Origin of the sequence: Achromobacter xylosoxidans (assembly GCF_014490035.1) — a bacterium.
Taxonomy (GTDB): domain Bacteria; phylum Pseudomonadota; class Gammaproteobacteria; order Burkholderiales; family Burkholderiaceae_B; genus Achromobacter; species Achromobacter bronchisepticus_A.
In genome coordinates this window covers 4,405,188-4,428,057 of the sequence record NZ_CP061008.1, presented here as the reverse complement: position 1 = coordinate 4,428,057, position 22,870 = coordinate 4,405,188, and the positions used below count along the sequence as shown (strand labels likewise).

The window sequence follows — 22,870 nt, the reverse complement described above, 5'->3', positions numbered from 1 at the left end:
CAATCCTCAGCCCCGGCGCAGCGCCAGGAACACGCCGGAGGCGATGATCAGCGCCATGCCGGCCAAGGCCAGCCCATCGGGCGGACGCTGGAACCAGAAGGTGCTGAACAGTACCGCCAGCAGCAGCTGGAAGTAGTTCAGGGGCGCCAGCGTCGCCGCCGCCACGCGCTGGAAGGCGGATATCAGGAAGATCTGCGCCAATCCACTGCAGGCGCCCAAACCGACGATGAAAAGCATATCGGCGAGATCCGGCCACGGGTCAGGCAGGAAGAATGGCGCCGGCAGCCCCGTGACGACAAGGCAGATGAAGGCCGTGTAGGCATACTGGACCGGTCCGGGCACCTTGCCGGAGAGCTTGCGCGTCAGCACCTGGAACACCGCGTAACTGACCGCGGACACCGCCATCAGCAGCGTGCCCAGCCACGGCAGGTTGGCGCCTGGCCGCACGATCAGCAGCATGCCGCCAAAGCCCGCCGCCACCGCCATCCACTGGGCGGGTCGCACCCGCTCGCCCAGCAGCCAGGGCGACAGCGCCACCATGATCAGGGGCGAGGTGAAGTAGATGGCCGTGGCTTCCGACAGCGGCATCCAGATCAGCGCTGTCATGAAGCAGGTACCCACCGTGGCCAGCAGCAGGCCTCGCAGGATCAACAGCGGTTTTTCGGGCGCATCGCGCAGGCGCGGACCGCCGCGGTGCCGCCACAGCAGCGCCAGCGCCAGCACGGCCACCGCCGAATAGCGCATGATGTTCAGGAAGGGCGCGGGGTAGCGGGCCAGCATGTGCTTGGACCCCGCATCGAAGGTGGCGAAGGCCACCAGCGCGGCAAAGAACAGCAGGATGCCGGTCTGGCGCGCGGCGGCCGGCGAGGGTAACGCAATGGGAACGGAGCTCATGTCGGCGGACGGGCTCAGGCTGCCGTCAGGCCCGCGCCCTGCAGGAACGCGTCCAGCGCGGGGCCGATGGCCTCGACCATGTAGCCGCCTTCCTGCACGATCACGGTGGGCAGCCCCAGGCTGGCGACGCGCGCGCCGATGTCGCGGTAGGCATCGATGTCGAGCTTGAGGACGCTGATGGGATCGTCCTTGTAGGTGTCGAAGCCCAGGGCCAGCACCAGCGCCTGCGGCGCGTAGCCGTCCAGGGCGGCGAGCGCCGTGTCCAGCGCGCGCAGGAAGGCGTCGTTGCCAGAACCGTGCGGCAGCGGCAGGTTCAGGTTGCAGCCTTCGCCCGCGCCGTAGCCGCGCTCATGCGCATAGCCGGTATAGAAGGGGTAGTAGGCGGCGGGGTCGGCGTGCAGGGATACCGTCATGACGTCGCCGCGCTGATAGAAGATGTTCTGCGTGCCGTCGCCATGGTGCGCGTCCACATCCAGCACGGCCACCTTGGACCAGGTCTGAAGCAGCCGGCTGGCCGCGGCCGCGCTGCTGTTCAGGTAACAGAAGCCTCCCGCGCGATCGCGGTGGGCATGGTGGCCGGAGGGCCGGCACAAGGCGTAGGCCATGCTCCCGGTGCTGGCGACGTGGTCGGCGGCCGCCACCGCGCTGTGCGTGGAGCGCAGCGCCGAGCGCCAGGTCTGCGGCCCGATGGGGCAGGACAGGTCGCTCAGGTAGTAGCCGGTCTGCGCCACGATGGAGGGCGACGGGCAGGGGCCGCGGCCAGCCAGCTCGACGCGGCCGTTGTAGTAAGGCGAAAGATTGGGCAGCACCTCGGGGCCTGGGTCCATGGCAGGCGAGCGCAAGGCCTGCCAGCGCGCATAGGCCGTTTCCAGATAGTCCAGGTAGTCCGGGCTATGGATGTCCTGCAGCGGCTTGCGGCCGTAGTCCGCCGGCGCTTGAACGCGGATGCCGCGCGCGGCCAGCGCGCCTTGCAGGCTTTCCGCCCGCGCCGGCAGATCGGTGGGCGCGCTGATGCGCCCAAGCCGCATGAATTGCTGCGGCGTATGCAGCAGCTGCTCTTCCGAGAAAAACGCCTTCATGGCTGCCCTCGCTGGCGTTATGCGTGCTTGAGTTCGATTTCGACGAACACGAATTCCGTGTCGCTGGGATTGATCACGTTGTGCTCTACGCCCACGGGCCGGTAGTAGGCCACGCCGGCGGTGAGCTGGCTGGTGATTTCGCCGTCGGGCGTGTCCAGCAAGAGCGGGCCGGTGGTCTGCGGGACCACCACGTAGTTCATGCCATGGCGGTGCCATCCCGTTTCGCCGCCGGGCGGGAAGCGCCATTCGGTGACGGTGACCATGTCATTGTCGATCTGCACGGTCGGTATGGCGGCGGGGCGTTGCATGGAGCTTCTCCTTGGGGGTATGAATATTCTTGTGCGCTTCAGGCCGCTTGCGCCTTGGTCGGGTCCCAATGCTGGCCGGGGACCGCGGCGATCAGCTGCCGCGTATAGGCGTGTTGCGGGTTGTCGAAGATCTGCGCGGGCGAGCCGTACTCGACCACCTTGCCGCGATGCATGACCAGAACGGAATTGCAGATCTGGGCCGCCACGCGCAAATCGTGGGTAATGAAGACCAGCGCAATCTTCAGGCGTTGCTGCAAATCGTGCAATAGCTGCAGCACCTGCGCCTGAACCGAGACGTCCAGCGCCGACACTGATTCGTCGGCCACCAGCACCTTGGGCTCCAGCGCCAGCGCGCGTGCGATGCCGATGCGCTGGCGCTGTCCGCCGGAAAACTGGTTGGGATAGCGGTCGAAGGCGGAAGGGTCCAGCCCGACCAGCGACAGCAGCTCGCGCACCCGCGCCTCGGCCTGCGCGCGCGGCACGCCGTTGGCGACGGGACCGTCGCTGATGATGCGGCCCACGGTATGGCGCGGGTTGAGCGAGGCGAACGGATCCTGGAAGATCATCTGGATATCGTGGCGCAGCGGCCGGAAGCGCGATTCCGGCATGGCCGCAATGTCCTGGCCGTTGAAGATCAGCTGGCCGCCGTTGATGCCCACCAGCTTGAGCAGGCATTTGCCGATGGTGGACTTGCCGGAGCCCGATTCGCCCACGATGCCCAGCGTCTCGCCGCGCCGCACGCTGAAGCTGACGCCGTCCACCGCATGCACCTCGCGCTTGCCGCCCAGCCAGCCGCGGCCCACCACGTAGGTCTTCTTCAAGTCCCGCACGTCCAGCACGGGCTGGTCGTGCGCGGCGGACTCGCGCTCGGCGCCGCGGCGATGCGGCACGGCCGCGATCAGCCGTTGCGTGTAGGGGTGGCGGGGGCGGTTCAGTACCTCCTCGGCCGGCCCCTGTTCGACCAGGATGCCTTTTTCCATGACGGCGACCCGGTGGGCGATTTCGGCCACCACGCCGAAGTCATGGGTGACGAACATCACGCCCATGCCTTTCTCTTTCTGGATGCGGGCGATCAACGCCAGGATTTGCGCCTGGGTGGTGACGTCCAGCGCGGTGGTGGGTTCGTCGGCGATCAGGAGCGCGGGCTCGAGCGCCAAGGCCATGGCGATCATCACGCGCTGGCGCTGGCCGCCCGACAGCCGGAACGGATAGACGTGGTAGAGCGTGGCGGGGTCGGGCAGCCCCACGAAGGCCAGCAGCTCCAGCGTGCGTGCCATGCGCTGCGCGCCCGGATAGGCGTTGTGCACGCGCATGACTTCGCTGATCTGCTCGCCTACCGTCATCAGCGGGTTGAGAGCCGACAGGGGCTCCTGGAAGATCATCGCCATGTCCTTGCCGCGCATGGCCTGCAGCGTGGCTTCGTCCTGCCGCAGCAGGTCCTGGCCGCGGAACAGGATGCGGCCCTGCTGCGGCGTCAGGTAGTCGGGCAGCAGGCCCATGATGGCGTTGGCGCTCATGGACTTGCCCGAGCCCGATTCGCCGACGATGCAGAGGATTTCGCCGGCGCGGATGTCGTAGGACACGTCCTGGACCGCATAGGGGCGGTCGCCGCCCTTGGGCAGGGCGATGCTCAAGTTCTGGATGGAAAGCAGAGGGGGGGATGCGTTCATGCCGTCCTCCTATTCGCCGCGCTTGCGCAGCTGCGGGTTGAGGGCGTCGTTCAGGCCTTCGCCGATCAGGTTGATGGCCAGCACCGTCAGCAGGATCGCGACGCCGGGCCAGACGCTCATCCACCAGGCTTCGCGGATCATGGTGCGGGCCGCGCCGATCATGAAGCCCCAGCTCATCAGGTTGCGGTCGCCCAAACCTAGGAAGGACAGCGAGGATTCCGTCAGGATCGCGGTGGCGACCATGAAGGACGCCGACACGATGATGGGCGACATGGCGTTGGGCAGGATCTGGGTGCCGACGATGCGGGCTGGCGTCTGCCCGATGACGATGGCGGCCTGCACGAACTCGCGCTGCTTGAGCGTCATGAATTCGGAGCGCACCAGCCGCGCAGCCGGCGGCCAGGAGACGACCGCGATGGCGCCCATGATGGAGTAGACGGACGGGCTCAGGATCGCCACCAGCACCACGGCCATGGCCAGCTGCGGGATGGTCTGGAAGAACTCCGTGAAGCGCATCAGCGCGTCGTCCACCCGGCCGCCGCAGTAACCCGCCACCGAGCCCACCACGATGCCGAACACCAGCGCCACGGCGGTGGACAAGAGACCCACCATCAACGAGACCCGGGCGCCCCAGACCAGCCCGGCCGTGATGTCGCGGCCCAGCATGTCGGTGCCGAAGGGGTAGTCGGCATTGGTGAAGGGCGGAATCAGCGGGTCGGCCACCATCATCCAGGGGGATTCTTCATACAGCAGCGGCGCGGCCAGGGCCACGACGATCACGACCAGCATGATGGCCAGTCCGGCCACCGCTCCGTAATTGCGCATGTAGCGCCGGGCAAATGACTTCATGCGGCGGCTCCTTGCTGCGCGCCCGCGCCGATGCGCGGATCGATGAGTCGGTACAGCACGTCGGTCAGCAGGTTGAACACCACCACCATGATGGAGGTGACCAGGAAGATGCCCAGCAGCAGCTGGTAGTCGCGCTGCAGCAGCGCGTCGAACATCAGCCTGCCTATGCCGGGCCATGCGAACACGGTTTCGGTCAGTACCGCGCCGCCCGCCATCTGCCCCAACTGGATGCCGGCGAAGGTAATGACAGGCAGCAGCGCATTGCGCAGCACGTGGGCGCGGATCACGCGGCCGGGACTTACGCCCTTGGCGCGCGCCGTCTTCACGAAATCCATGCCTATCACTTCCAGCATGGAGGCGCGGGTCAGCCGCACGTAGACCGCCATGAAGAAGCAGCCCAGCGTCACGGTGGGCAGGATCAGGTGCTGGGCAATGTCGGCTGCGCGCGCCCAACCCTTCAGGTTGGCGCCCACGGTCTCCATGCCGAAGGCCGGCAGCCAGCCCAGCACCACCGAGAACAGCAGAATGCCCATCAGCGACAACCAGAACAGCGGCGTGGCATACAGCACCAGGGCGCCCGTCATGACCGAGCTGTCGATCCAGCGGCGCTTGTTGCGGTAGCGGGCCTTGGCCGCCACCACGCCCAGGAAGACGCCCAGCACGATGGAAAACACGAAGGCGCAGGACATCAGCAGGAAGGTGGCCGGCAGCCGTTCCAGGATCAGGTCCAGCACCGGCACATGGTTGCGGTACGAGAAACCCAGGTCCAGCTGCACCACGCCCTTCAGGTACAGCATCAGCTGGGTCAGGATGGGCTTGTCCAGGCCGAACGCCACGCGCAATTGTTCGACGTAGGCGGCGTCGCCCGCGCCGGCCTGGCCTGCCAGCACGGCGGCGGGGTCGCCGGGAGCCAGGCGGATCAGGAAGAAATTGATGATCACCACGCCCAGCACGACCACCAGGGCCTTGCCGATGCGGGAAACAAGGAAAGACAGGAATTTCATGCTCGGGGTCCTCTCTGGTCGGGCGCGGCCTGCCTGGGGCAGCCGTAGTCCGGCCGGCATCCGCCGCCGCGGCAGGCCTGCCGCGGCGGCGTCCTGCGGCGCTTACTTCTCGATGTACACGTCGTCGAAGCTCTCGTTCAGGCCGATGGCGGTCTTGACCAGATTCTTCACGTTGCCGCGGTAGAGCGTGGGGAACTCCATGTCCACCAGGAAGCCGTTGGCGATCTCGTTGACCAGCGTGGTCTGCAGCTTGCTGTAGAGCTCCTGGCGCTTGGCGGGGTCAACCTCGGACGCGGCCGCCTCCCATTGCTTGTCGGTCTCCGGGTTGCTGTAGCCCTGCACGTTGGCGAAGGGCGAACCCTTGACGATGTTCGACGAGATATAGAGCCGCTGCACGCCCAGCGCGGGGTCGCCGTACTGGTAGGTGAAGGTGGTCGTCATGTCGAAGTCCCAGTTGCCGGTGCGGCTGGCCCAGCCGCCGGCGTCGGTGGCTTCCAGGTTGACCTTGAAGCCCAATTGCTCCAGCGCCTGCTTGGTGTATTCGCCCAGGCGGTCCCAGGTGGAGCCGTAGGGGAAGCTCAGTTGGCGGATCGTGTAGTCCTCGGGCTTGATGCCGGATTCCTTGATCAGCGCGCGCGCCTTCTTCATGTCGAACGCCAGCGGCGGCATGTTCTTGTCGTAGAACATCTCGGTGGTGACGAAGGGGCTGGTGGACACCTTGCCCAGGCCGAAGAAAATGTTGTTGACCACCATGTTGCGGTTGATGGCCGCCATCACCGCCTGGCGCACCTTCAGGTTGTCGAAGGGCGGCTTGCGCATGTTGAAGATCAGGTAGGCCTGGGGCGAGAACATCTCCCAGCCAGCCGTCGTGTACTCGACCTTGGGCAGGGCGCGCAGGCGCTTGATGTCGACGTTGTCCACGTCGCCGCCGCGCAGCACGTCCACGCTGCCGCGCTCGAAAGCCACCGCGCGCGAGGCCGAGTCGGGGATGACGTTGAACACCAGTTCATCCAGATACGGCTTGCCGGGCTTCCAGTAGTCGGGGTTGCGGGTCAGCTTGATGTATTCGCCGCGCTTCCATTCCTTGAACATGAACGGACCCGTGCCGACCGGCTTCTGGTTGGCAGGGTTGGTCATGTAGTCGGTGCCCGCATAGATGTGCTTGGGCATCATGGGCGCAAAGCCCGGCTCGAACATCAGCATGAAGGCGGGGAAGGGCGTCTTCAGCTTGACGACCACCGTCTTGGCGTCCGGCGCCTGCACCGATTCCACGAACTTGTTCAGGATCACGCGGGCGCGCGCGTGGGTCTTGGGCAGCATGTCCGCCAGCGAGAAGACCACGTCCTCGGAGGTGAAGGGCTTGCCGTCATGCCACTTGACGTTGTCCTGCAGGTGAAAGGTGTAGGACAGGCCGTCGGCCGAGGCGTCCCAGGACTTGGCGAGGCCGGGCTGGGGCTTCAGGTCGGTGGAGTAGGTCAGCAGGCTCTCGTAGATCTTGCCGGCGACGAATTGCGTGGGACCCTGCTGATTGATGGCGGTGACGATCACCGGCGGTTCGGGCTGGACGATCATGTTCAGCGTGCCGCCCTTGGTCTGCGCCAGCGCTTGCGTGGCGGGCAGCGCGGCCGCGAGGACCAGTGCGCCGATGCTTAGGGAGAACCATTTCTTCGATTTCACTGCGAGCCTCCGGGCTGGAAAGGGTCTGACAGGTGTCCGCGTCGCGGATGCCGTGCACTGGCAAGCAAACCTCATGCCACCTGTGTTTTCAGGGGTACTACGGGTGGAGCCGCTACAACAATGCTTCGTACAGGTGCTCTTCAGCGCGCCGCGCACCATTGCGGAGCGCCGTTCTCGTCGCCAAAGTCTTCCCGCAGGCGCGCCAGGATGCCCAGCAGATGCGCATGCATGGCGTGCCGCGCGCGGATCGGGTCGCGCGCCTGGATGGCCGTCAGGATGCGCTGGTGCTCGGCATGGGCGATGGCCCAGACCTTGGTATCGACGAAGTAATCCTCCATGCGGCTGTACACGGGGCTGGTCTGCGTCAAGTCCCACAGATGGGCGACCGAGGCCGCTACCGCGGCGTTGCCGCAAGCCGCGGCAATGGCGTTGTGGAATTCGCGGTCGTGGCGGCCGGGCGAGTTGCCCAGCGACATGCCCTCGTGGGCATCGCGGATGGCGGCAATCTGGGCGGGCGACCCATGCTGCGCGGCCATGCCGGCGCACTCGGGTTCGATCAGCATGCGCGCTTCGAGCAGGTCGAACGGGCCGATGCCGTCCTGTCCCGGCGTGGCGTACGTGGCGGGGGCGGAGGCTTCCCGGGAGGCGGTGACGAATACTCCGGTGCCTACACGCACTTCGACATAGCCTTCAATTTCCAACGCGATCAAAGCCTCGCGGATCGACGCGCGGCTGACCTGCAGTTGTTCAGCCAGCTCCCGCTCGGAAGGCAGGCGCCCGCCGCGAGGGAATTCTCCGGCCCGAATCCGGCCGGCGATCTGGTCGGCGATGACGCGGTACAGGCGGGTGACGGCGGCAGCTTGGAAGGTGTTCATCGACGGTGGGGGCGGGAACTTGGAGCCAAGTGGTCAGGCCACCAAATATAGGCATCTGATCCTTGAATATGAAGGGAAATTTTCCAATTCAAGGGAAAACGATCACAGGGATTCCACCTCTTTCTTTAAGGTGGTCAGGCCAGTTAGGAATGCCTGGCGCGCTTTACAGTTTCCAGACAAATCCGCACAGAAACAACGCTGTTGCGAACCCGCGCCATCCCATACTCCGTTGCGCCCGATAACGGGCGTGAAGCAAGGCAGTGCGCTGCGCCGGCAGGAAGGGGTAGGAAGTGCGGGAAGTGACGAAGCGGGCGTTCCGGCCCGAGGGCTGGTGGATCGGCGCGGGCATGGCGGTGTACGCACTGGCGTGGTTGACGCTGCTGGACAGGGCGACCTTGGTGCCGCCCACCGACAACATCGAGCAACTGACCTGGGTACGCAGCCTGGAATGGGGCTATTACAAGCATCCGCCGCTACCGACCTGGTTGCTGTGGCCAGCGGTGCAATTGCTGGGCTGGTCGGCGTGGACCAGCTACATCGCCGGCGCGCTCTGCACCCTGGGCGCTTTCGCGTTGTTGTGGCGCTGGCTGCGGCGCATGCGCGGCAGTGGTCATGCGCGGGCGGCGTTGCTGGCCGGCCTGTGCATCACCTTCTACAACGGCCGCCTGCATTTCTACAACCACGAGATCGTACTGATTCCCCTGGCGGTGGGCTGTGCCGTCGCGTGCTGGAAAGCCTGGACCACGCGCCGGATCGGGTGGTGGATCGTGCTGGGCGCCAGCCTGGGTCTGGGCGCGCTATCCAAATACCAGAGCGCGGTGGCGGGCGCCGCCGTGCTGGTCTTTTGGCTGAGCCAGCGCGGCTGGCGCGATTCCATGCACCGGTTCGGGCTGCAGGTGGCGGCGCTGACCGCGCTGGCGGTCTTCGCGCCGCATCTCTGCTGGCTGGCCTACAACGGTTTCGAGCCCCTGAACTACGCAATGAACTCATCGCTGGCCGCTGGCCTGCCTTGGGCCCAACGCGTGGCGGAAGTGGCGCGGTGGTGGGGCGATCAGATGCTGAACCGCGCGCTGCCTGCGTGGGTGTTCCTGGGCGTCTTGTGGTGGCTGGCCCGCCGCCGCTCAACCGTGGCCGCTGTGAAGACGGAGGCGCCGCCGCGCGATGCTGGCCGCGCCATCCTGCTGTCGTTCGGCTTTACGCCACTGGTGTTCGTCAGCGTCATGACGCTTGCCAGCGGTTCCCATGTGCAACTGCACTGGGGCACGCCTTATCTGCTATTCGTGGCGCCCGCGATGATGGAGCTGGCGCGTGGCGGCGTCTGGGAGCGCGTGCGGCCGCGCGATGCCGTACTGGTGTTCGCTTTGGTCCAGGCGCTGTTGATGGTCCGGGTCGGGCTGACGTCCCCGGGCGGGGCGGGGCTTGTGCGCAAGGCGTCGGACTGGCGCTATTTCGATTCCCGGGCGCTGGCCCGGGCCTTGCATGAACCCGCCAAGGCCGCGCTGGGCGGACCCGTCACGGTGATATCGGGCCCGCCCGCCGAAGCCGGCGCGCTGGCCCTGAGGCTGCCCGAACAGCCGCTGGTGCTGATAGATGGACAGCTCCGTTTCAGTCCCTGGGTGCCGAAGGAGGTGGCCGAGGCTTGCGGCGCGTTGGAACTGGAGCTGGAACCGAGAACGCTCGGAGCGGGGTTCGTCGCAGTCGGCCAGGATTTTCCGGGCCTGCACTGGCGCGTGACGCCGGCCTCCCGGCTTTGCGGCGCGGCGTCTGCCGCGCGTGGCCCCTAGGGGCAGACTACTGCGCCTCGTCGTCCGGTTCGGGCGTCTGCGTGAAGGCGCGCACCAGCCGCGCGATGCCGTCCAGTTCATCGTGCGCGCCCGCCACCCATTCCGGTTTCTCGAACGGGCTGTCCGAAGGGGTGTTGTCCATGCTTGCCTTCAGGTCATTGAGCAGCTCCAGCGCCATGTCGGTGGCTTGGGGGCTGCTGCGGGTCGAGAGGGCGATGGCGATCGCCAGCGCCTGGCGCATGGCGAGCAGGCGGCCGTCCAGTTCAGTGCCCATGATGGTTTCCTTGTTGTGCATCTTTTTGACAGGCGCATTTTACGGGGACGAGGCCGCAAGCGCCGCAGGGAGTCCCTAGGGGGGCTGGCGGATAGGAGGCGGGTCAGCAAGACGCCGGCATTTGCGCAAGATCAACCCGGACTGGCCGGCGCAGGCGAATAATTCCAGGTATGCAAGCCGCCCTACGCCCGTCACAGACAGAATCCCGCGAGCCCTCCGCCGCCAGCCCATTGTTCCCGCCCCAACTGCTGGCGCGGCTGGACAAGAACGGACCCCGCTATACCTCGTATCCCACGGCCGACCGGTATCACGGCGGTTTCGGCGAGCAGGAGTACCGGCAGGCGCTGCAGCAGCGCCGCGCGGCGGCGCCGGCTGAGCCTTTGTCGCTCTACGTGCACATTCCGTTCTGTGAGTCGGTCTGTTATTACTGCGCCTGTAACAAGGTGGTGACCCGCCACCACGACCGCGCCGTCCGCTATCTGGACGCACTGGCGGCGGAGATCGAGCTGCATGTGCGCGAGCTGGGCGAGGGTGTGCCCGTATCGCAGTTGCATTTCGGGGGCGGCACGCCGACCTTCCTGTCCGACGAGGAATTGTCGCGCCTGATGGCAAACCTGCGCCGCGCCTTCCGCTTCGAGCCCGACGCGGAAATCTCGATAGAGGTCGATCCGCGCACCGCCACGCCCGAGCGCCTGGCCCATATGCGCGAACTGGGCTTTAACCGCCTGAGTTTCGGCGTGCAGGATTTCGATCCTCGGGTGCAGGCGGCGGTGCATCGCATGCAGTCGTTCGAAGACGTGCGGGCGCTGATGCTGAGCGCCCGGGCCTTGGGCTATGCCTCGGTCAACATGGATCTGATCTATGGCCTGCCGCTGCAGACCACGGAATCCTTTGCCCGCACCATCGCGCAGGTCATTGCGTTGCGACCCGACCGTATCGCGTTGTATGCCTACGCTCATCTGCCCGCGCGCTTCAAGCCGCAGCGCCGCATCAACGAGGCCGACCTGCCCGACAGGGAGACGCGGGTGGGGCTGCTGAGCGCCGCCATCGACGGTTTCCTGAAGCAGGGCTATGCCTACATCGGCATGGACCATTTCGCGCTGGAAACCGATGCGCTGGCGATCGCCAAGCGCAAGGGGGAACTGCATCGCAATTTCCAGGGCTACAGCACGCAGCCCGACCGCGACCTGGTCGCGCTGGGCGTGTCCGCGATCGGCCGCATTGGCAATACCTACAGCCAGAACGCCAAGGTCCTGGACGAGTATTACGCAGCGATCGAAGCGGGGCGCTTCGCCGTCGAAAGAGGGCTGGCGCTGAGCACGGACGATCTGGTTCGGCGCGAGATCATCATGGACATCATGTGCCAGGGCCGCGTGGACTACAGCCGGATCGAGACGCGCCACGGACTGCGGTTCGCCGACAGCTTTGGCCCGGAACTGCAGCAGATGGCGAATCTGGCCGAGTTGGGCCTGGTCAACCTGCGCCCCGATGAGCTGCGGGTGACCGGCCTGGGCTGGTACTTCGTGCGAGCCGTCGCCATGGCGTTCGACGGCTACCTGCAGGCGCCGGGCACCGCGGCGAGTTACTCGCGGATCATCTGAGCCGCGGCGTCGCGCGGAGCCTGGGGTTGCGTTCATTCGGCGAACTTCTCCCGAAGATAGAGCGCCAGCGACAAATCGTCGGACAGCTGCAGCTTGCGCATGGCGCGGCGCTTGTGGGTGCTGATGGTCTTCTTGCTGCGCATCAGGCGCGCCGAGATCTGCGTGACGGACAGGCCCTGGCTGATGTGGCGCAGTACCTCCACTTCCGAGGTGGTCAAGGCCGAATGAGGGTGCGTCGGCTGCTGCGGCCGGACCTTGCCGTCCTGCACCGTGAGGAACGCCTCTTTGCCAGCCAGCACGCCGCGGATCATTTCCGGCAGCAGCACCATGCCGCATTCCTTGGCGAAGTAGCCGTTCGCGCCTGCGCGAAAGGCGGCGTATTGGGTTTCCTGGCGGCTGCCCGCCGAGAAGGTGATGAGCGCCATTTCCGGGTGGTGGCGGCGCAGGCGCCGCAGATAGTTCACGCCATCCCAGGGTTCCAGGGGCAGGTAGAAATCGACGAGGGCGACTTCGCAGGGCGAGTGGGACAGTTTCTCCAATAGGGAACGTGCCGAAGTTTCCCGATGCACCACCCGGAAACCCGGCCGGCTCTCCAGATAGGCGCCCACGCCCACGGCAACCACGGGGTGGTCGTCCAGGATCGCCACCTTGATGAGAGGCGGCGGCCGGGACAGGAGCAGGTGCCGGCGCGTGCCCGGGCGGTCGCCGCTGTCGGCGGGCTCGGGGTTGAGGTGCGGGGGCGCTTTGAGGGTGAGCGCTGAGACAGTTTTCATCGATGCTCCACATGCAGGATGGGGGAACGCCGGCGGTCGATTGCGCAGGTCGCGGGTGTCCTGAATTTGCGAAGGCAGATTACGTTTTCGCATGGCCTGCGGGAGGTGAATCGCGCCAATATCAGACTGTTGCACCGTCGACCTGTCATATATGCGAGAAGCACGCGTGGAACAGCCGGGATTTAGGCCGCGACGGCAGATGAGGTTTTGAGTTATGGCGCCCGCGCGCGCCGGCGGGCGCAACCAACGCGCCCTGAAGGGCGTGTTGTGGCGCTTTAGCCACGGAAAAGGCGTAAGTAGTGATACAATCGTGGACGATAAGCACAGCTTCTGTTGCGCGGTGCATTGTTTGCTGTTTTTGATCCCTGCCGCTGCGGCGAGCATCATTAGGTCCAGACACCATGTTTTTCCCGCTGGCACGAACTACGACCCGGAACTTTCGCCCTATGTCGCGTTAAGTTTTCGTGCGTCGGGTTTCACCGTGTCAGGTCAGCGGTAGGACTCAGCAAGACAATCCAAGAAACGCGGCTCTCTGGCCGCGTTTTTCGTTTCCGTATTTTGTTTTTTAGTTCCCAGAACCCCCCAGGAAGCACTCCCGATGGTACAGATCACATTGCCCGATGGTTCGCAGCGCCAATATCCGGGGCCGGTAACGGTTGCCGAAGTGGCGCAATCGATCGGTACGGGCCTGGCGAAGGCCGCCTTGGGCGGCCGCGTGACGTTTGAGGGCTCGGATTCCAAGCTGGTCGACACCAGCTTCCGCATCGAGGGCGACGCGCGCCTGGCCATCGTCACCGCCAAGGACGCCGACGGCCTGGATCTGATCCGCCACTCGACGGCGCACTTGCTGGCCTATGCCGTCAAGGAGCTGTTTCCCGATGCCCAGGTCACCATTGGTCCGGTGATCGACAACGGCTTCTACTACGACTTCTCGTACAAGCGCCCGTTCACGCCCGAAGACCTGGCCGCCATCGAGAAGAAGATGGCCGAACTCGCCAAGAAGGACGAGGTCGTCACGCGCGAGGAATGGTCGCGCGACGACGCCGTTGAGTTCTTCAAGGGCATCGGCGAAAAGTACAAGGCCGAGATCATCGCCTCGATTCCGTCGAACGAGCCGCTCAGCCTGTACCGTGAAGGCGACTTCATCGACCTTTGCCGCGGCCCCCACGTGCCGTCCACGGGCAAGCTGAAGGTCTTCAAGCTGATGAAGGTGGCCGGCGCCTACTGGCGCGGCGACAGCAAGAACGAGATGCTCCAGCGCATCTACGGCACGGCCTGGGCGACCAAGGAAGAGCAGGAAGCCTATCTGCACATGCTGGAAGAGGCCGAACGCCGCGACCACCGCAAGATCGGCCGCGAGCTGGACCTGTTCCATTTCCAGGACGAGGCCCCGGGCCTGATCTTCTGGCACCCCAAGGGCTGGGCGCTGTGGCAGCAGGTGGAGCAGTACATGCGCTCCGTCTACCGCGACAATGGCTACCAGGAAGTGAAGGCGCCGCAGATCCTCGACATTTCGCTCTGGAAAAAGACGGGCCACTGGGACAACTACCGTGAAAACATGTTCACGACGGAGTCCGAGAACCGCGTCTACGGCCTGAAACCGATGAACTGCCCGGGCCACGTGCAGATCTTCAATGCCGGCCTGCATTCCTATCGCGAGCTGCCCCTGCGCTACGGCGAATTCGGCCAGTGCCACCGCAACGAACCCTCGGGTTCGCTGCACGGCATGATGCGCGTGCGCGGCTTCACGCAGGACGACGGCCACATCTTCTGTACCGAAGAACAGTTGCAGGACGAGTGCGCCGATTTCACGGCGTTGCTGCAGAAGGTCTACCGCGACTTCGGCTTCACGGAAGTGCTGTACAAGGTCGCCACGCGTCCGGAAAAGCGCATCGGCACGGACGAAGTCTGGGATACGGCGGAAGCCGCCCTGATGGAGAGCCTGCGCCGCACGGGTTGCGAATTCGAGATCTCGCCGGGAGAGGGCGCCTTCTATGGTCCCAAGGTGGAATACACCCTGAAGGACGCCATCGGCCGCCATTGGCAGTGCGGCACGATCCAGGTCGATTTCTCCATGCCCGTGCGCCTGGGCGCCGAGTACGTGGACCAGAACGACCAGCGCCGCCCGCCGGTCATGCTGCACCGCGCGATCCTCGGTTCGCTGGAGCGTTTTATCGGCATGCTGATCGAAAACCACGCCGGCGCCATGCCTCCCTGGCTGGCTCCGGTGCAGGCGGTCGTGTGCTGCATTTCCGAACCTTCGGCCGATTATGCGGCTGAAATCACGCAAAGCCTGAAAAAACAAGGCTTTAGAGTAGAGTCCGATTTGCGCGGTGAAAAAATCACTCGTAAAATTCGGGAGCACAGCCTGCAAAAGGTGCCGTACATCCTCGTCGTCGGCGACAAGGAAAAGCAAAACGGCACCGTAGCCGTACGCGGACTGGGCGGATTGGATCTTGGAGCCATCGCATACGACGAGTTCGTCGCGCGTTTGTCCGAGGACGTTTCCACCCGTCGCGACGTCGTTCATCCTGATAGCAGCGCTGCTTAACATTTCTAGGAGCTTTCAACATCGCCACTGAAAAAGCCAATCGCATCAACGGTGAAATCCGCGTCCCCGAGGTGCGCCTGATAGGTCTGGACGGAGAACAGCTCGGCATCGTCAAGATTGCCGACGCCTTCCGTCTTTCCGAGCAAAGCGACGTGGATCTGGTGGAAATCGCGCCGAACGCCGAACCGCCGGTCTGCCGTTTGATGGACTACGGCAAATTCAAGTACCAGGAGCAGAAGCGCCAAGCCGAAGCTCGTTCCAAGCAGAAGGTCATCCAGGTCAAGGAAGTCAAATTCCGTCCGGCCACCGACGAGGGCGACTACCAGGTCAAGCTGCGCAACCTGCGCCGCTTCCTCGAAGAAGGCGACAAGGCCAAGGTGACGCTGCGTTTCCGTGGCCGCGAAATGGCTCACCAGGAACTCGGTATGCGGGTGCTTGAACGTGTGCGCGACGATCTGCTGGAACTTGCCCAGGTCGAAGCCATGCCGAAGCTCGAAGGCCGTCAGATGGTCATGGTGCTGGCGCCGAAGAAAAAGGCCGTGCCTGCGGGCAAGCCTGAATCGGCTGCCTGAGCTCCTGCCGTAGTCTCCCCAGGGAGGCTACGCCGCTTGTGCGATCTGCCGCCAGCCATGGCGCCGGCGGGTTCGCTAATTGGGCGGCTCTGCGCTACGATGTCATAAAGCCGCCTTCCCGCGAGGGAAGGCGGTGTCCGTTCAGGGTGTCGCGATGCATGTATTGTTCGTTTTGGATCCCTTGCCGCTGCTCAAGGCGTACAAGGACAGCTCTGTCGCCATGATGCGCGCCCTGGTGGCGCGCGGCCATACGTTAAGCGTGGCCATGCAGGGCGATCTCTATATCGAGGCGGGCACGGTCAAGACCGCGGCCACCCCCATCGAATTGGTCGCGGACGCCGATCTGCACGGCCACGACTGGTGGCGCGAGTCTGCCGCCCAGGATCTGCCGTTGGCGGAATTCGGCGCGGTGGTCATGCGCAAGGATCCGCCGTTCGACATGGAGTATGTCTACTCCACGCACCTGCTCGAGTACGCCGAGGCGCAAGGCGCCCGCGTCTTCAATAGCGGCGCGGCGATCCGCAACCATCCCGAAAAGCTGGCCATCACCGAGATCAGCGAGTTCACCGCGCCTACGCTGGTGACGCGCAGCATGGCCCGCCTGAAGGCGTTCCACGACGAGCATCGCGATGTCATCGTCAAGCCGCTGGACGGCATGGGCGGCACGGGCGTGTTCCGGCTGCAGCCCAAGGATCCCAATCTCAACGCCATCCTGGAAACGCTGACGGACAATGGCGCGCGCACCATCATGGCGCAGCGCTACATTCCCGACATCGTCAAGGGCGACAAGCGCATCCTGCTGATCGGCGGGGTGCCGGTGCCGTATTCGCTGGCCCGCATTCCGCTGGCCGGTGAAACCCGCGGCAACCTGGCGGCCGGCGGCCGCGGGGTGGCCCAGGAACTTTCCCCGCGCGACCGCGAGATCGCCGAGGCCGTGGCCCCCAAGCTGGCCGCTCGCGGCCTGCTGCTGGTCGGCCTGGACGTCATTGGCGATTACGTTACCGAAGTCAACGTCACCAGCCCCACCTGTTTCGTGGAAATCGCGGAGCAAACCGGTTTCGACGTCGCGGGCATGTTCGTCCAGGCGCTGGAAAAGGCCGTGGCGGCCCCTGCCGCTGCCGCTTGACCCGCCAGGATTCCTGTCATGACCACCGGTATAGTCATCGTCGTGCACGCGCCCCTGGGCGCAGCGATACGCGATTGCGCCAGCCACGTCATGGGCAACCTGGACGGCATGCTGGCCATACACGACATCCAGCCTGAAGACCGGCCGGACGATCTGGCGCCGCAAGTCCTCAAGGACATCCTGGAGCAGGAGCACGGCGCGGGCGTACTGGTGCTGACCGACCTGATCGGCGCCACGCCCGCCAATATTGCCAAGCGCGCCGTCTCCGATGCCCAGGCCCAGGGCATTCAGTGCTGCGTGCTGGCCGGATTGAACACCCCGATGCTGCTGCGGGCCCTGACCTATCGCAATCTGCCTTTGGCCGAAACCCGCGAGAAGGCGCTGGCCGGGGGGCTTCAGGGTGTCTTACGTGTAGACTGACGGGCGGAAGTTTGCCCTATTATGTCGGCTATCCATTCAGGCCGATTGACGGTTCGACGGTTTGCTGTGATCAACACTGCGGCCTCATGCCGCAGCCATAATATTTCCTATGCCTAATACAGACATCGTCATCAGCAATAAACTGGGCCTGCATGCCCGGGCGGCGGCCAAGCTGACGCAGCTGGCCAGCAAGTTTTCCAGCGAGATCTTCATCTCGCGCGGCGCGCAGCGCGTGAACGCCAAGAGCATCATGGGCGTCATGATGTTGGCGGCCGGGCTGGGTGTGACGGTAAAGCTGGAGGCCTCCGGCAATGACGCCGATCAGGCCCTTTCTGAAATTCAATCATTGTTCGATAGCAAATTCGGTGAGCAGGAATAGAATTTCTTCCGAATCCGCCGGCCTGAGCATCGCCCAGGCCGGCGCGTCTACGACCCTCAATGATGCACCCAACGGGGCTGGCTTTGCCGGCCCCGTTGTCTGTTTGTACGGCAAAGGCGTCGCCAAGGGATATGCCATCGGCCGCGCGGTCGTCATGGGCGCGGCGGCGCTGGAGGTCGCGCACTACCGCATCTCGCCCGAGGATGTGCCTGCCGAAAGCAGCCGGCTCACCGATGCGCTGGCTTCGGCGCAGCAGGAACTGCTGCAGTTGGCCGATACCTTGCCGGCCGACGCGCCGCGCGAGCTCGGCGCCATGCTCAACGTGCACAGCCTGCTGCTGGGCGACCCGCTGCTGGCCGAGCAGACCCTGGCGCTGATCGCCGAACGCCACTACAACGCCGAATGGGCCTTGACGACGCAGGGCCAGATCCTGGGCCAGCAATTCGACGCCATGGAAGACGAGTACCTGCGCGAGCGCGGGGCCGACGTGCGCCAGGTCATCGAACGGGTACTGCATGTGCTGGCCGGCACCTCGGCGATCCTGCCCGACATGTCTCACATGGGCGGCGACGACGCGCTGGTGGTCGTGGCCCACGACATTTCGCCCGCCGACATGCTGCGCCTGCGCGGCGGCCGCTTTGCCGCCTTCGTGACGGACCTGGGCGGTCCTACTTCGCATACCGCCATCGTGGCGCGCAGCATGGCCGTGCCCGCGGTGGTCGCCATGGGCAACGTGCGGGAACTGGTTCGCGACGGCGACATGCTGATCATCGACGGCGCGGCCGGCGCGGTGATCGTCAATCCGTCCAGCCGCATTCTCGAGGAATACCGCCGCCGCCAGTCGGCCTATGCCGACGAGCGCGCCGAGCTGAGCCTGCTGCGCGACGAGCCTTCGGTCACGCTGGACGGCATCGATGTGGTGCTGCACGCCAACATCGAATTGCCTGAGGAAGCCGCGCTGGCGCTGGCTTCCGGCGCGCACGGCATCGGCTTGTTCCGCAGCGAATTCCTCTTCATGGGACGTCCGGACCTGCCGGGCGAGGAAGAGCAGTACGAAGCCTATTCGTCGGTGGTCAAGGTGATGGCCGGCAGGCCGGTCACCATCCGCACGCTGGACATCGGCTCGGACAAGACGCTGGACGGCGAGGCCACCGTGGCCACCAATCCCGCGCTCGGCCAGCGCGCCATCCGCTATTGCCTGGCGCGCCCGGAGATGTTCGCGACCCAGTTGCGCGCCATACTGCGGGCCTCGGCACACGGGCCCGTGCGCCTGCTGATTCCCATGATCGCGCACATGCACGAGGTGGTGGCGACCAAGGCTGCCATCGAATCCGCCCGCCGCGAGCTCGATGCGCGCGGCCAGGCCTACGCGCCCCACATGGACGTGGGCGCCATGGTCGAGGTGCCCGCCATCGCCATCGCCATCGAACCGTTCGCGCAGGCGCTGGATTTCCTGTCCATCGGCACCAACGACCTGATCCAGTACACGCTGGCGATCGACCGCGGCGACCACGACGTGGCGTCCCTGTACGATCCGCTGCATCCCGCGGTGCTGCGCCTGGTTGCGCACACCATCAATGCGGGCGAGCGCGCCGGCAAGCCGGTTGCCGTGTGTGGCGAGATGGCGGGGGATTCGCGCATGACCCGGCTGCTGTTGGGCCTGGGCCTGACCGAGTTCTCCATGCACCCCCAGCAGCTGCTGGACGTCAAGCGCGAGGTCCGGCGCGCGCACTCCAACGCCTTGCGCGTGAAGGTGGCCAGCGCCCTGAACCGCGCCTTGCCGGTGGACCTGGACACGCTGGACCTGGCCTGAGGCGGTTCGCCGCCGCATGAAAAAAGGCGCCGGGGCGGAATGCCCCGGCGTCTTTTTTATCCCCGCCCGCCCATGCCATCCGGCGGGCGGGGGGGAGAGGCTTCTGACTTAGCTGTGATACGCCGATTCGCCGTGGCTGGTGACGTCCAGGCCTTCGCGCTCCTGGTCTTCCGGCACGCGCATGCCGCACAGGGCGTTGGCGATCTTGTAGGCGATCCACGCCACCACGCCGGACCAGACAATGGTCAGCAGCACGCCTTCCAGCTGGACCCACAGTTGATGGCCGATCATGCCCGGCTCGGCCAGGCCGGGACCGCCGAGGATCTGCGCATTGAACACGCCAGTCAGCAGGGCGCCCACGATACCGCCCACGCCGTGTACGCCGAATACGTCCAGCGCGTCGTCGGCGCGCAGCAGGCGCTTCAGGCCGTTGACGCCCCAGACGCAGACGATGCCGGCAATGACGCCGATGACCAGCGCGCCCACCGGACCCACCAGGCCGGCGGCCGGGGTGATGCCGACCAGGCCGGCGACGGCGCCCGAGGCGGCGCCCAGCATCGAGGGCTTGCCCTTGACGGCCCATTCGGTGAACAGCCAGGACAGCACGGCGCCGGCGGTCGCGATCATGGTGTTGAAGAAGGCCAGGGTGGCGTTCTCATTGGCGGCCAAGGCGGAGCCGGCATTGAACCCGAACCAGCCCACCCACAGCAGCGCCGCGCCCACGAAGGTCATCGGCAGGTTGTGCGGCTGCATGGCTTCGCGGCCGTAGCCGACGCGCTTGCCCACCACGTAGGCGCCCACCAGGCCGGCCACGCCGGCGTTGATGTGCACCACGGTGCCGCCGGCGAAGTCCAGGGCGCCCTTGGCGTTCAGCAGGCCCGGCGCCGTTTCGGACGCGAACCAGACCATGTGGGCAATCGGTACGTAGGCGAACGTGAACCAGATCACCGTGAACACCAGCACCGCCGAGAAGCGGGCGCGTTCGGCGAAGCTGCCGACGATCAGCGCGCAGGTAATGCCGGCGAAGGTGGCCTGGAAGGAGGCGAACAGCAGTTCGGTCAGCGAGTTCGACATGGCGTACTTGCCGTCTGACGGGGTGAACATGCCGGAGAAGAAGGCGCGCGACAGGCCGCCGAAGAAGGCGTTGCCTTCGGTGAAGGCAAGGGAATATCCGTAGATGAACCAGAGCACCAGGCCCAGCACGAACGTGCACAGCACCTGCAGCAGCACGGACAACACGTTCTTGCTGCGCACCAGGCCGCCATAGAACATCGCCAGACCGGGTACGGCCATCATCAATACAAGCAGGGTAGAGACGAGCAACCAGGAGATATCTGCTTTATCCATTTTCAGGCTCCATTGAGTCTTTATTTATTTACAGCGCAGCTTCGCCGGATTCACCCGTTCTGATGCGGATCACTTGTTCGAGCGGCGCGGCGAAGATCTTGCCGTCGCCGATCTTGCCGGTGCGGGCCGCCTGTTCGATGGCTTCAATGACCTGATCGACCAGATGGTCAGGCACGGCGGCTTCGACGCGCAGCTTGGGCAGGAAATCGACGGCGTACTCGGCGCCGCGATACAGCTCGGTATGGCCCTTCTGGCGACCAAATCCCTTTACTTCAGTGACAGTCAGACCCTGGACGCCGATCCCGGATAGAGCCACCCGCACTTCGTCGAGCTTGAAGGGCTTGATGATGGCGATGATGAGTTTCATGGCATTTCCTCTCATGGTTGCACGTTGGCCTCACCTATCAAGCAAATTCCATGCCATGTCGGACATGGCCCAGCGGAGGAGGTTGGTGCGCTGAAGATGTGCCTGATTGCACCGATTTGGTGCTTCATGCACCGCTGGTCGGCTTCAAGTTGGTGCGCCGCGCCAGCCCTTGGGGCAAGCAACAAGATATGTTTCTCAACCAATATTTGTAGCAAATTGATGCGTGTTTTATTGCGTTTTATATTGGCATATCAGCTTATTTATAGAACCATCGATGGACCGCCTGTTGCCCGCAGAGCCATGCACGGCGCGCCTCTGGCGCAAATCGACAGACATTCGGCGAGACGTCGGAGCGCGCCGGAATCGGTGCGGCCGGCGCGGTCGCGTGATACGAGGGTTTACACCCGTCGGCTTGTTGCCGAAGAGCGGCTGCAGAAGAATCGATATCAGTTCAAGCCTGTCCCCAAACAGGCTGGGCCGCAGGCGGAGCCTCCGCGTCGACGGATCTCCAAGAGAAAGCAGGAACGGGAAGGGGTAGTCATGAAGATCCACCGCAAGGCTTTCTGCACTTTGGCCCTGGCCGCGTCGCTCGCCGCGCTGGCCGGTTGCAACAAGAGCGAAGAAAAGGCCGCCACGCCGGCCGCCACCGCTCCTGCGCCCGCACCTGCGGCTCCCGCGACGCCGCCTCCACCCGCAACTCCGCCTTCCTCGGCTGCTCCAGCGGCAGGCGCCGTGGCGTCCGTTCCCGCCGAGTGCGAGGCCTACGTCGCCAAGATCAATGCCTGCATGGACAAGCTCGGCAGCGGCAATCCGGCTGCCGCCGCGATCAAGGAGCAGCTTGACGCGGCCAGGGCGCAATGGGGCGCGGTCAGCGACAAGGCGCAGCTGGCGGCGCAATGCAAGCAGTCGTCGGATACGTTCACGCAGTCGGCAAGCCAGATGGGTTGCCCGTAACGATGTTGGTAGGGGGTTGCCGCCATGGCAGCCCGGTTTTCTCCTGTGCTTTGAAGGGCGGTCACCGCATGCGGCCCGCCCTCTTTTTTTGGATCGAGGCGGCCCTTTTTTGCCGGACGGGTCCGGAAACGGCATTCCGACGCACTACACTTGAGGCATCAAGAACACAGTGAGGCCGTCATGAACAATCGCACCCAGTGGATGGAAGACATCCAGAAGAACATCTCCGACCTGATCGCCCGCAGCCCGGCCGCGGATGTCGAGCGCAACGTGCGCGCGATGATGACGCAGGCATTCTCCAAGCTGGATCTCGTCACGCGCGAGGAATTCGACGTCCAGGCCGACCTGCTGGCGCGCACCCGCGCTCGGGTGGATCAATTGGCCGCGCAGGTGCAGCAGCTGGAGTCGCGCTTGTCCGCGCTGGACAAGTAAGCGCTGGCGGCCGCATCGCGGCCGGCAGGGAACGCTTCCCGGAAACGGCCGCGATCAGCGGCCGTTTTCCATTTCCGCGTGCGCATCTGTGGCGGGCGGGCGTGATGCTTCTGTCACGGCC

Annotated in this window: 22 protein-coding genes; 10 read left to right on the top strand and 12 right to left on the bottom strand. The window is 65.2% G+C overall.

All coding sequences use genetic code 11. From position 1 onward, the window contains the following. Positions 1-6: 6 nt before the first annotated feature. From IAG39_RS20605 to IAG39_RS20570, 8 genes are all read right to left on the bottom strand, one after another. The gene (locus IAG39_RS20605; RefSeq protein ID WP_118933326.1) at positions 7-894 is read right to left on the bottom strand and encodes a DMT family transporter; all 888 of its coding nucleotides are present in this window, start codon (positions 892-894) and stop codon (positions 7-9) included. 14 nt (positions 895-908) lie between these two features. Next, a complete protein-coding gene (locus IAG39_RS20600) occupies positions 909-1,973 on the bottom strand; it encodes a histone deacetylase family protein (RefSeq protein ID WP_118933325.1) in 1,065 nt (354 codons plus the stop codon). Positions 1,974-1,990: 17 nt separating this feature from the next. Further along, entirely contained in the window at positions 1,991-2,281 is a 291-nt protein-coding gene (locus IAG39_RS20595; protein ID WP_059380517.1) for a cupin domain-containing protein, read from the bottom strand. A 38-nt stretch (positions 2,282-2,319) separates the two neighbouring features. After that, on the bottom strand, positions 2,320-3,951 hold the full coding sequence (locus IAG39_RS20590) for an ABC transporter ATP-binding protein (protein WP_059380518.1): 1,632 nt from the start codon (positions 3,949-3,951) through the stop codon (positions 2,320-2,322). Positions 3,952-3,960: 9 nt separating this feature from the next. Further along, entirely contained in the window at positions 3,961-4,800 is an 840-nt protein-coding gene (locus IAG39_RS20585; RefSeq protein ID WP_059380519.1) for an ABC transporter permease, read from the bottom strand. Further along, positions 4,797-5,804 carry an ABC transporter permease gene (locus tag IAG39_RS20580; RefSeq protein ID WP_118933324.1) on the bottom strand — a complete coding sequence of 336 codons (1,008 nt, stop codon included), beginning with the start codon at positions 5,802-5,804 and terminating at the stop codon, positions 4,797-4,799. The genes IAG39_RS20585 and IAG39_RS20580 overlap by 4 nt, the downstream gene beginning before the upstream one ends. A 102-nt stretch (positions 5,805-5,906) precedes the next feature. Then, positions 5,907-7,481, bottom strand: coding sequence for an ABC transporter substrate-binding protein (locus IAG39_RS20575; RefSeq protein ID WP_059380521.1), 1,575 nt, complete (start codon positions 7,479-7,481; stop codon positions 5,907-5,909). A 140-nt stretch (positions 7,482-7,621) separates the two neighbouring features. After that, on the bottom strand, positions 7,622-8,356 hold the full coding sequence (locus IAG39_RS20570; RefSeq protein ID WP_059380522.1) for a FadR/GntR family transcriptional regulator: 735 nt from the start codon (positions 8,354-8,356) through the stop codon (positions 7,622-7,624). 290 nt (positions 8,357-8,646) lie between these two features. Here IAG39_RS20570 and IAG39_RS20565 point away from each other — a divergent pair, with 290 nt between their 5' ends. Next, a complete protein-coding gene (locus IAG39_RS20565) occupies positions 8,647-10,140 on the top strand; it encodes a glycosyltransferase family 39 protein (RefSeq protein ID WP_118933323.1) in 1,494 nt (497 codons plus the stop codon). Between the two features lie 7 nt (positions 10,141-10,147). Here the strand turns inward: IAG39_RS20565 and IAG39_RS20560 are convergent, their stop codons facing one another. Beyond that, positions 10,148-10,414: a hypothetical protein gene (locus IAG39_RS20560; RefSeq protein ID WP_059380540.1), complete on the bottom strand. Its 267-nt coding sequence runs from the start codon at positions 10,412-10,414 to the stop codon at positions 10,148-10,150. A gap of 170 nt (positions 10,415-10,584) precedes the next feature. Here IAG39_RS20560 and hemN point away from each other — a divergent pair, with 170 nt between their 5' ends. Further along, the gene (gene hemN / locus IAG39_RS20555) at positions 10,585-12,015 is read left to right on the top strand and encodes an oxygen-independent coproporphyrinogen III oxidase (RefSeq protein ID WP_118933322.1); all 1,431 of its coding nucleotides are present in this window, start codon (positions 10,585-10,587) and stop codon (positions 12,013-12,015) included. Between the two features lie 32 nt (positions 12,016-12,047). Here the strand turns inward: hemN and IAG39_RS20550 are convergent, their stop codons facing one another. Beyond that, positions 12,048-12,788: a response regulator transcription factor gene (locus IAG39_RS20550; RefSeq protein WP_059380524.1), complete on the bottom strand. Its 741-nt coding sequence runs from the start codon at positions 12,786-12,788 to the stop codon at positions 12,048-12,050. Between the two features lie 598 nt (positions 12,789-13,386). Between IAG39_RS20550 and thrS the strand changes: the two genes are divergently transcribed. From thrS to ptsP, 6 genes are all read left to right on the top strand, one after another. After that, positions 13,387-15,339, top strand: a complete 1,953-nt coding sequence (gene thrS, locus IAG39_RS20545) for a threonine--tRNA ligase (RefSeq protein WP_059380525.1) — start codon at positions 13,387-13,389, stop codon at positions 15,337-15,339. Between the two features lie 20 nt (positions 15,340-15,359). Continuing rightward, positions 15,360-15,911 (top strand): translation initiation factor IF-3, encoded by a 552-nt coding sequence (infC, locus tag IAG39_RS20540; protein WP_080551054.1) that lies wholly within the window; start codon positions 15,360-15,362, stop codon positions 15,909-15,911. Between the two features lie 154 nt (positions 15,912-16,065). Further along, positions 16,066-17,037: a glutathione synthase gene (gshB, locus tag IAG39_RS20535; protein ID WP_118933321.1), complete on the top strand. Its 972-nt coding sequence runs from the start codon at positions 16,066-16,068 to the stop codon at positions 17,035-17,037. 18 nt (positions 17,038-17,055) lie between these two features. Continuing rightward, entirely contained in the window at positions 17,056-17,457 is a 402-nt protein-coding gene (locus tag IAG39_RS20530) for a PTS sugar transporter subunit IIA (protein ID WP_054458255.1), read from the top strand. Between the two features lie 109 nt (positions 17,458-17,566). Next, positions 17,567-17,836, top strand: coding sequence for an HPr family phosphocarrier protein (locus tag IAG39_RS20525; protein ID WP_013392913.1), 270 nt, complete (start codon positions 17,567-17,569; stop codon positions 17,834-17,836). A gap of 154 nt (positions 17,837-17,990) precedes the next feature. After that, complete coding sequence (gene ptsP / locus IAG39_RS20520; RefSeq protein ID WP_240633337.1) at positions 17,991-19,649, top strand: phosphoenolpyruvate--protein phosphotransferase; 1,659 nt, start codon at positions 17,991-17,993, stop codon at positions 19,647-19,649. 108 nt (positions 19,650-19,757) lie between these two features. Here the strand turns inward: ptsP and amt are convergent, their stop codons facing one another. After that, on the bottom strand, positions 19,758-20,996 hold the full coding sequence (gene amt / locus IAG39_RS20515; protein ID WP_013392915.1) for an ammonium transporter: 1,239 nt from the start codon (positions 20,994-20,996) through the stop codon (positions 19,758-19,760). Between the two features lie 28 nt (positions 20,997-21,024). After that, a complete protein-coding gene (locus tag IAG39_RS20510) occupies positions 21,025-21,363 on the bottom strand; it encodes a P-II family nitrogen regulator (RefSeq protein WP_054458254.1) in 339 nt (112 codons plus the stop codon). A gap of 540 nt (positions 21,364-21,903) precedes the next feature. Here IAG39_RS20510 and IAG39_RS20505 point away from each other — a divergent pair. Together IAG39_RS20505 and IAG39_RS20500 are read left to right on the top strand one after the other, a co-directional pair. Beyond that, on the top strand, positions 21,904-22,317 hold the full coding sequence (locus IAG39_RS20505) for a DUF5339 family protein (RefSeq protein ID WP_118933320.1): 414 nt from the start codon (positions 21,904-21,906) through the stop codon (positions 22,315-22,317). Between the two features lie 180 nt (positions 22,318-22,497). After that, the gene (locus IAG39_RS20500) at positions 22,498-22,749 is read left to right on the top strand and encodes an accessory factor UbiK family protein (RefSeq protein WP_054458252.1); all 252 of its coding nucleotides are present in this window, start codon (positions 22,498-22,500) and stop codon (positions 22,747-22,749) included. The last annotated feature ends 121 nt before the right edge of the window (positions 22,750-22,870 follow it).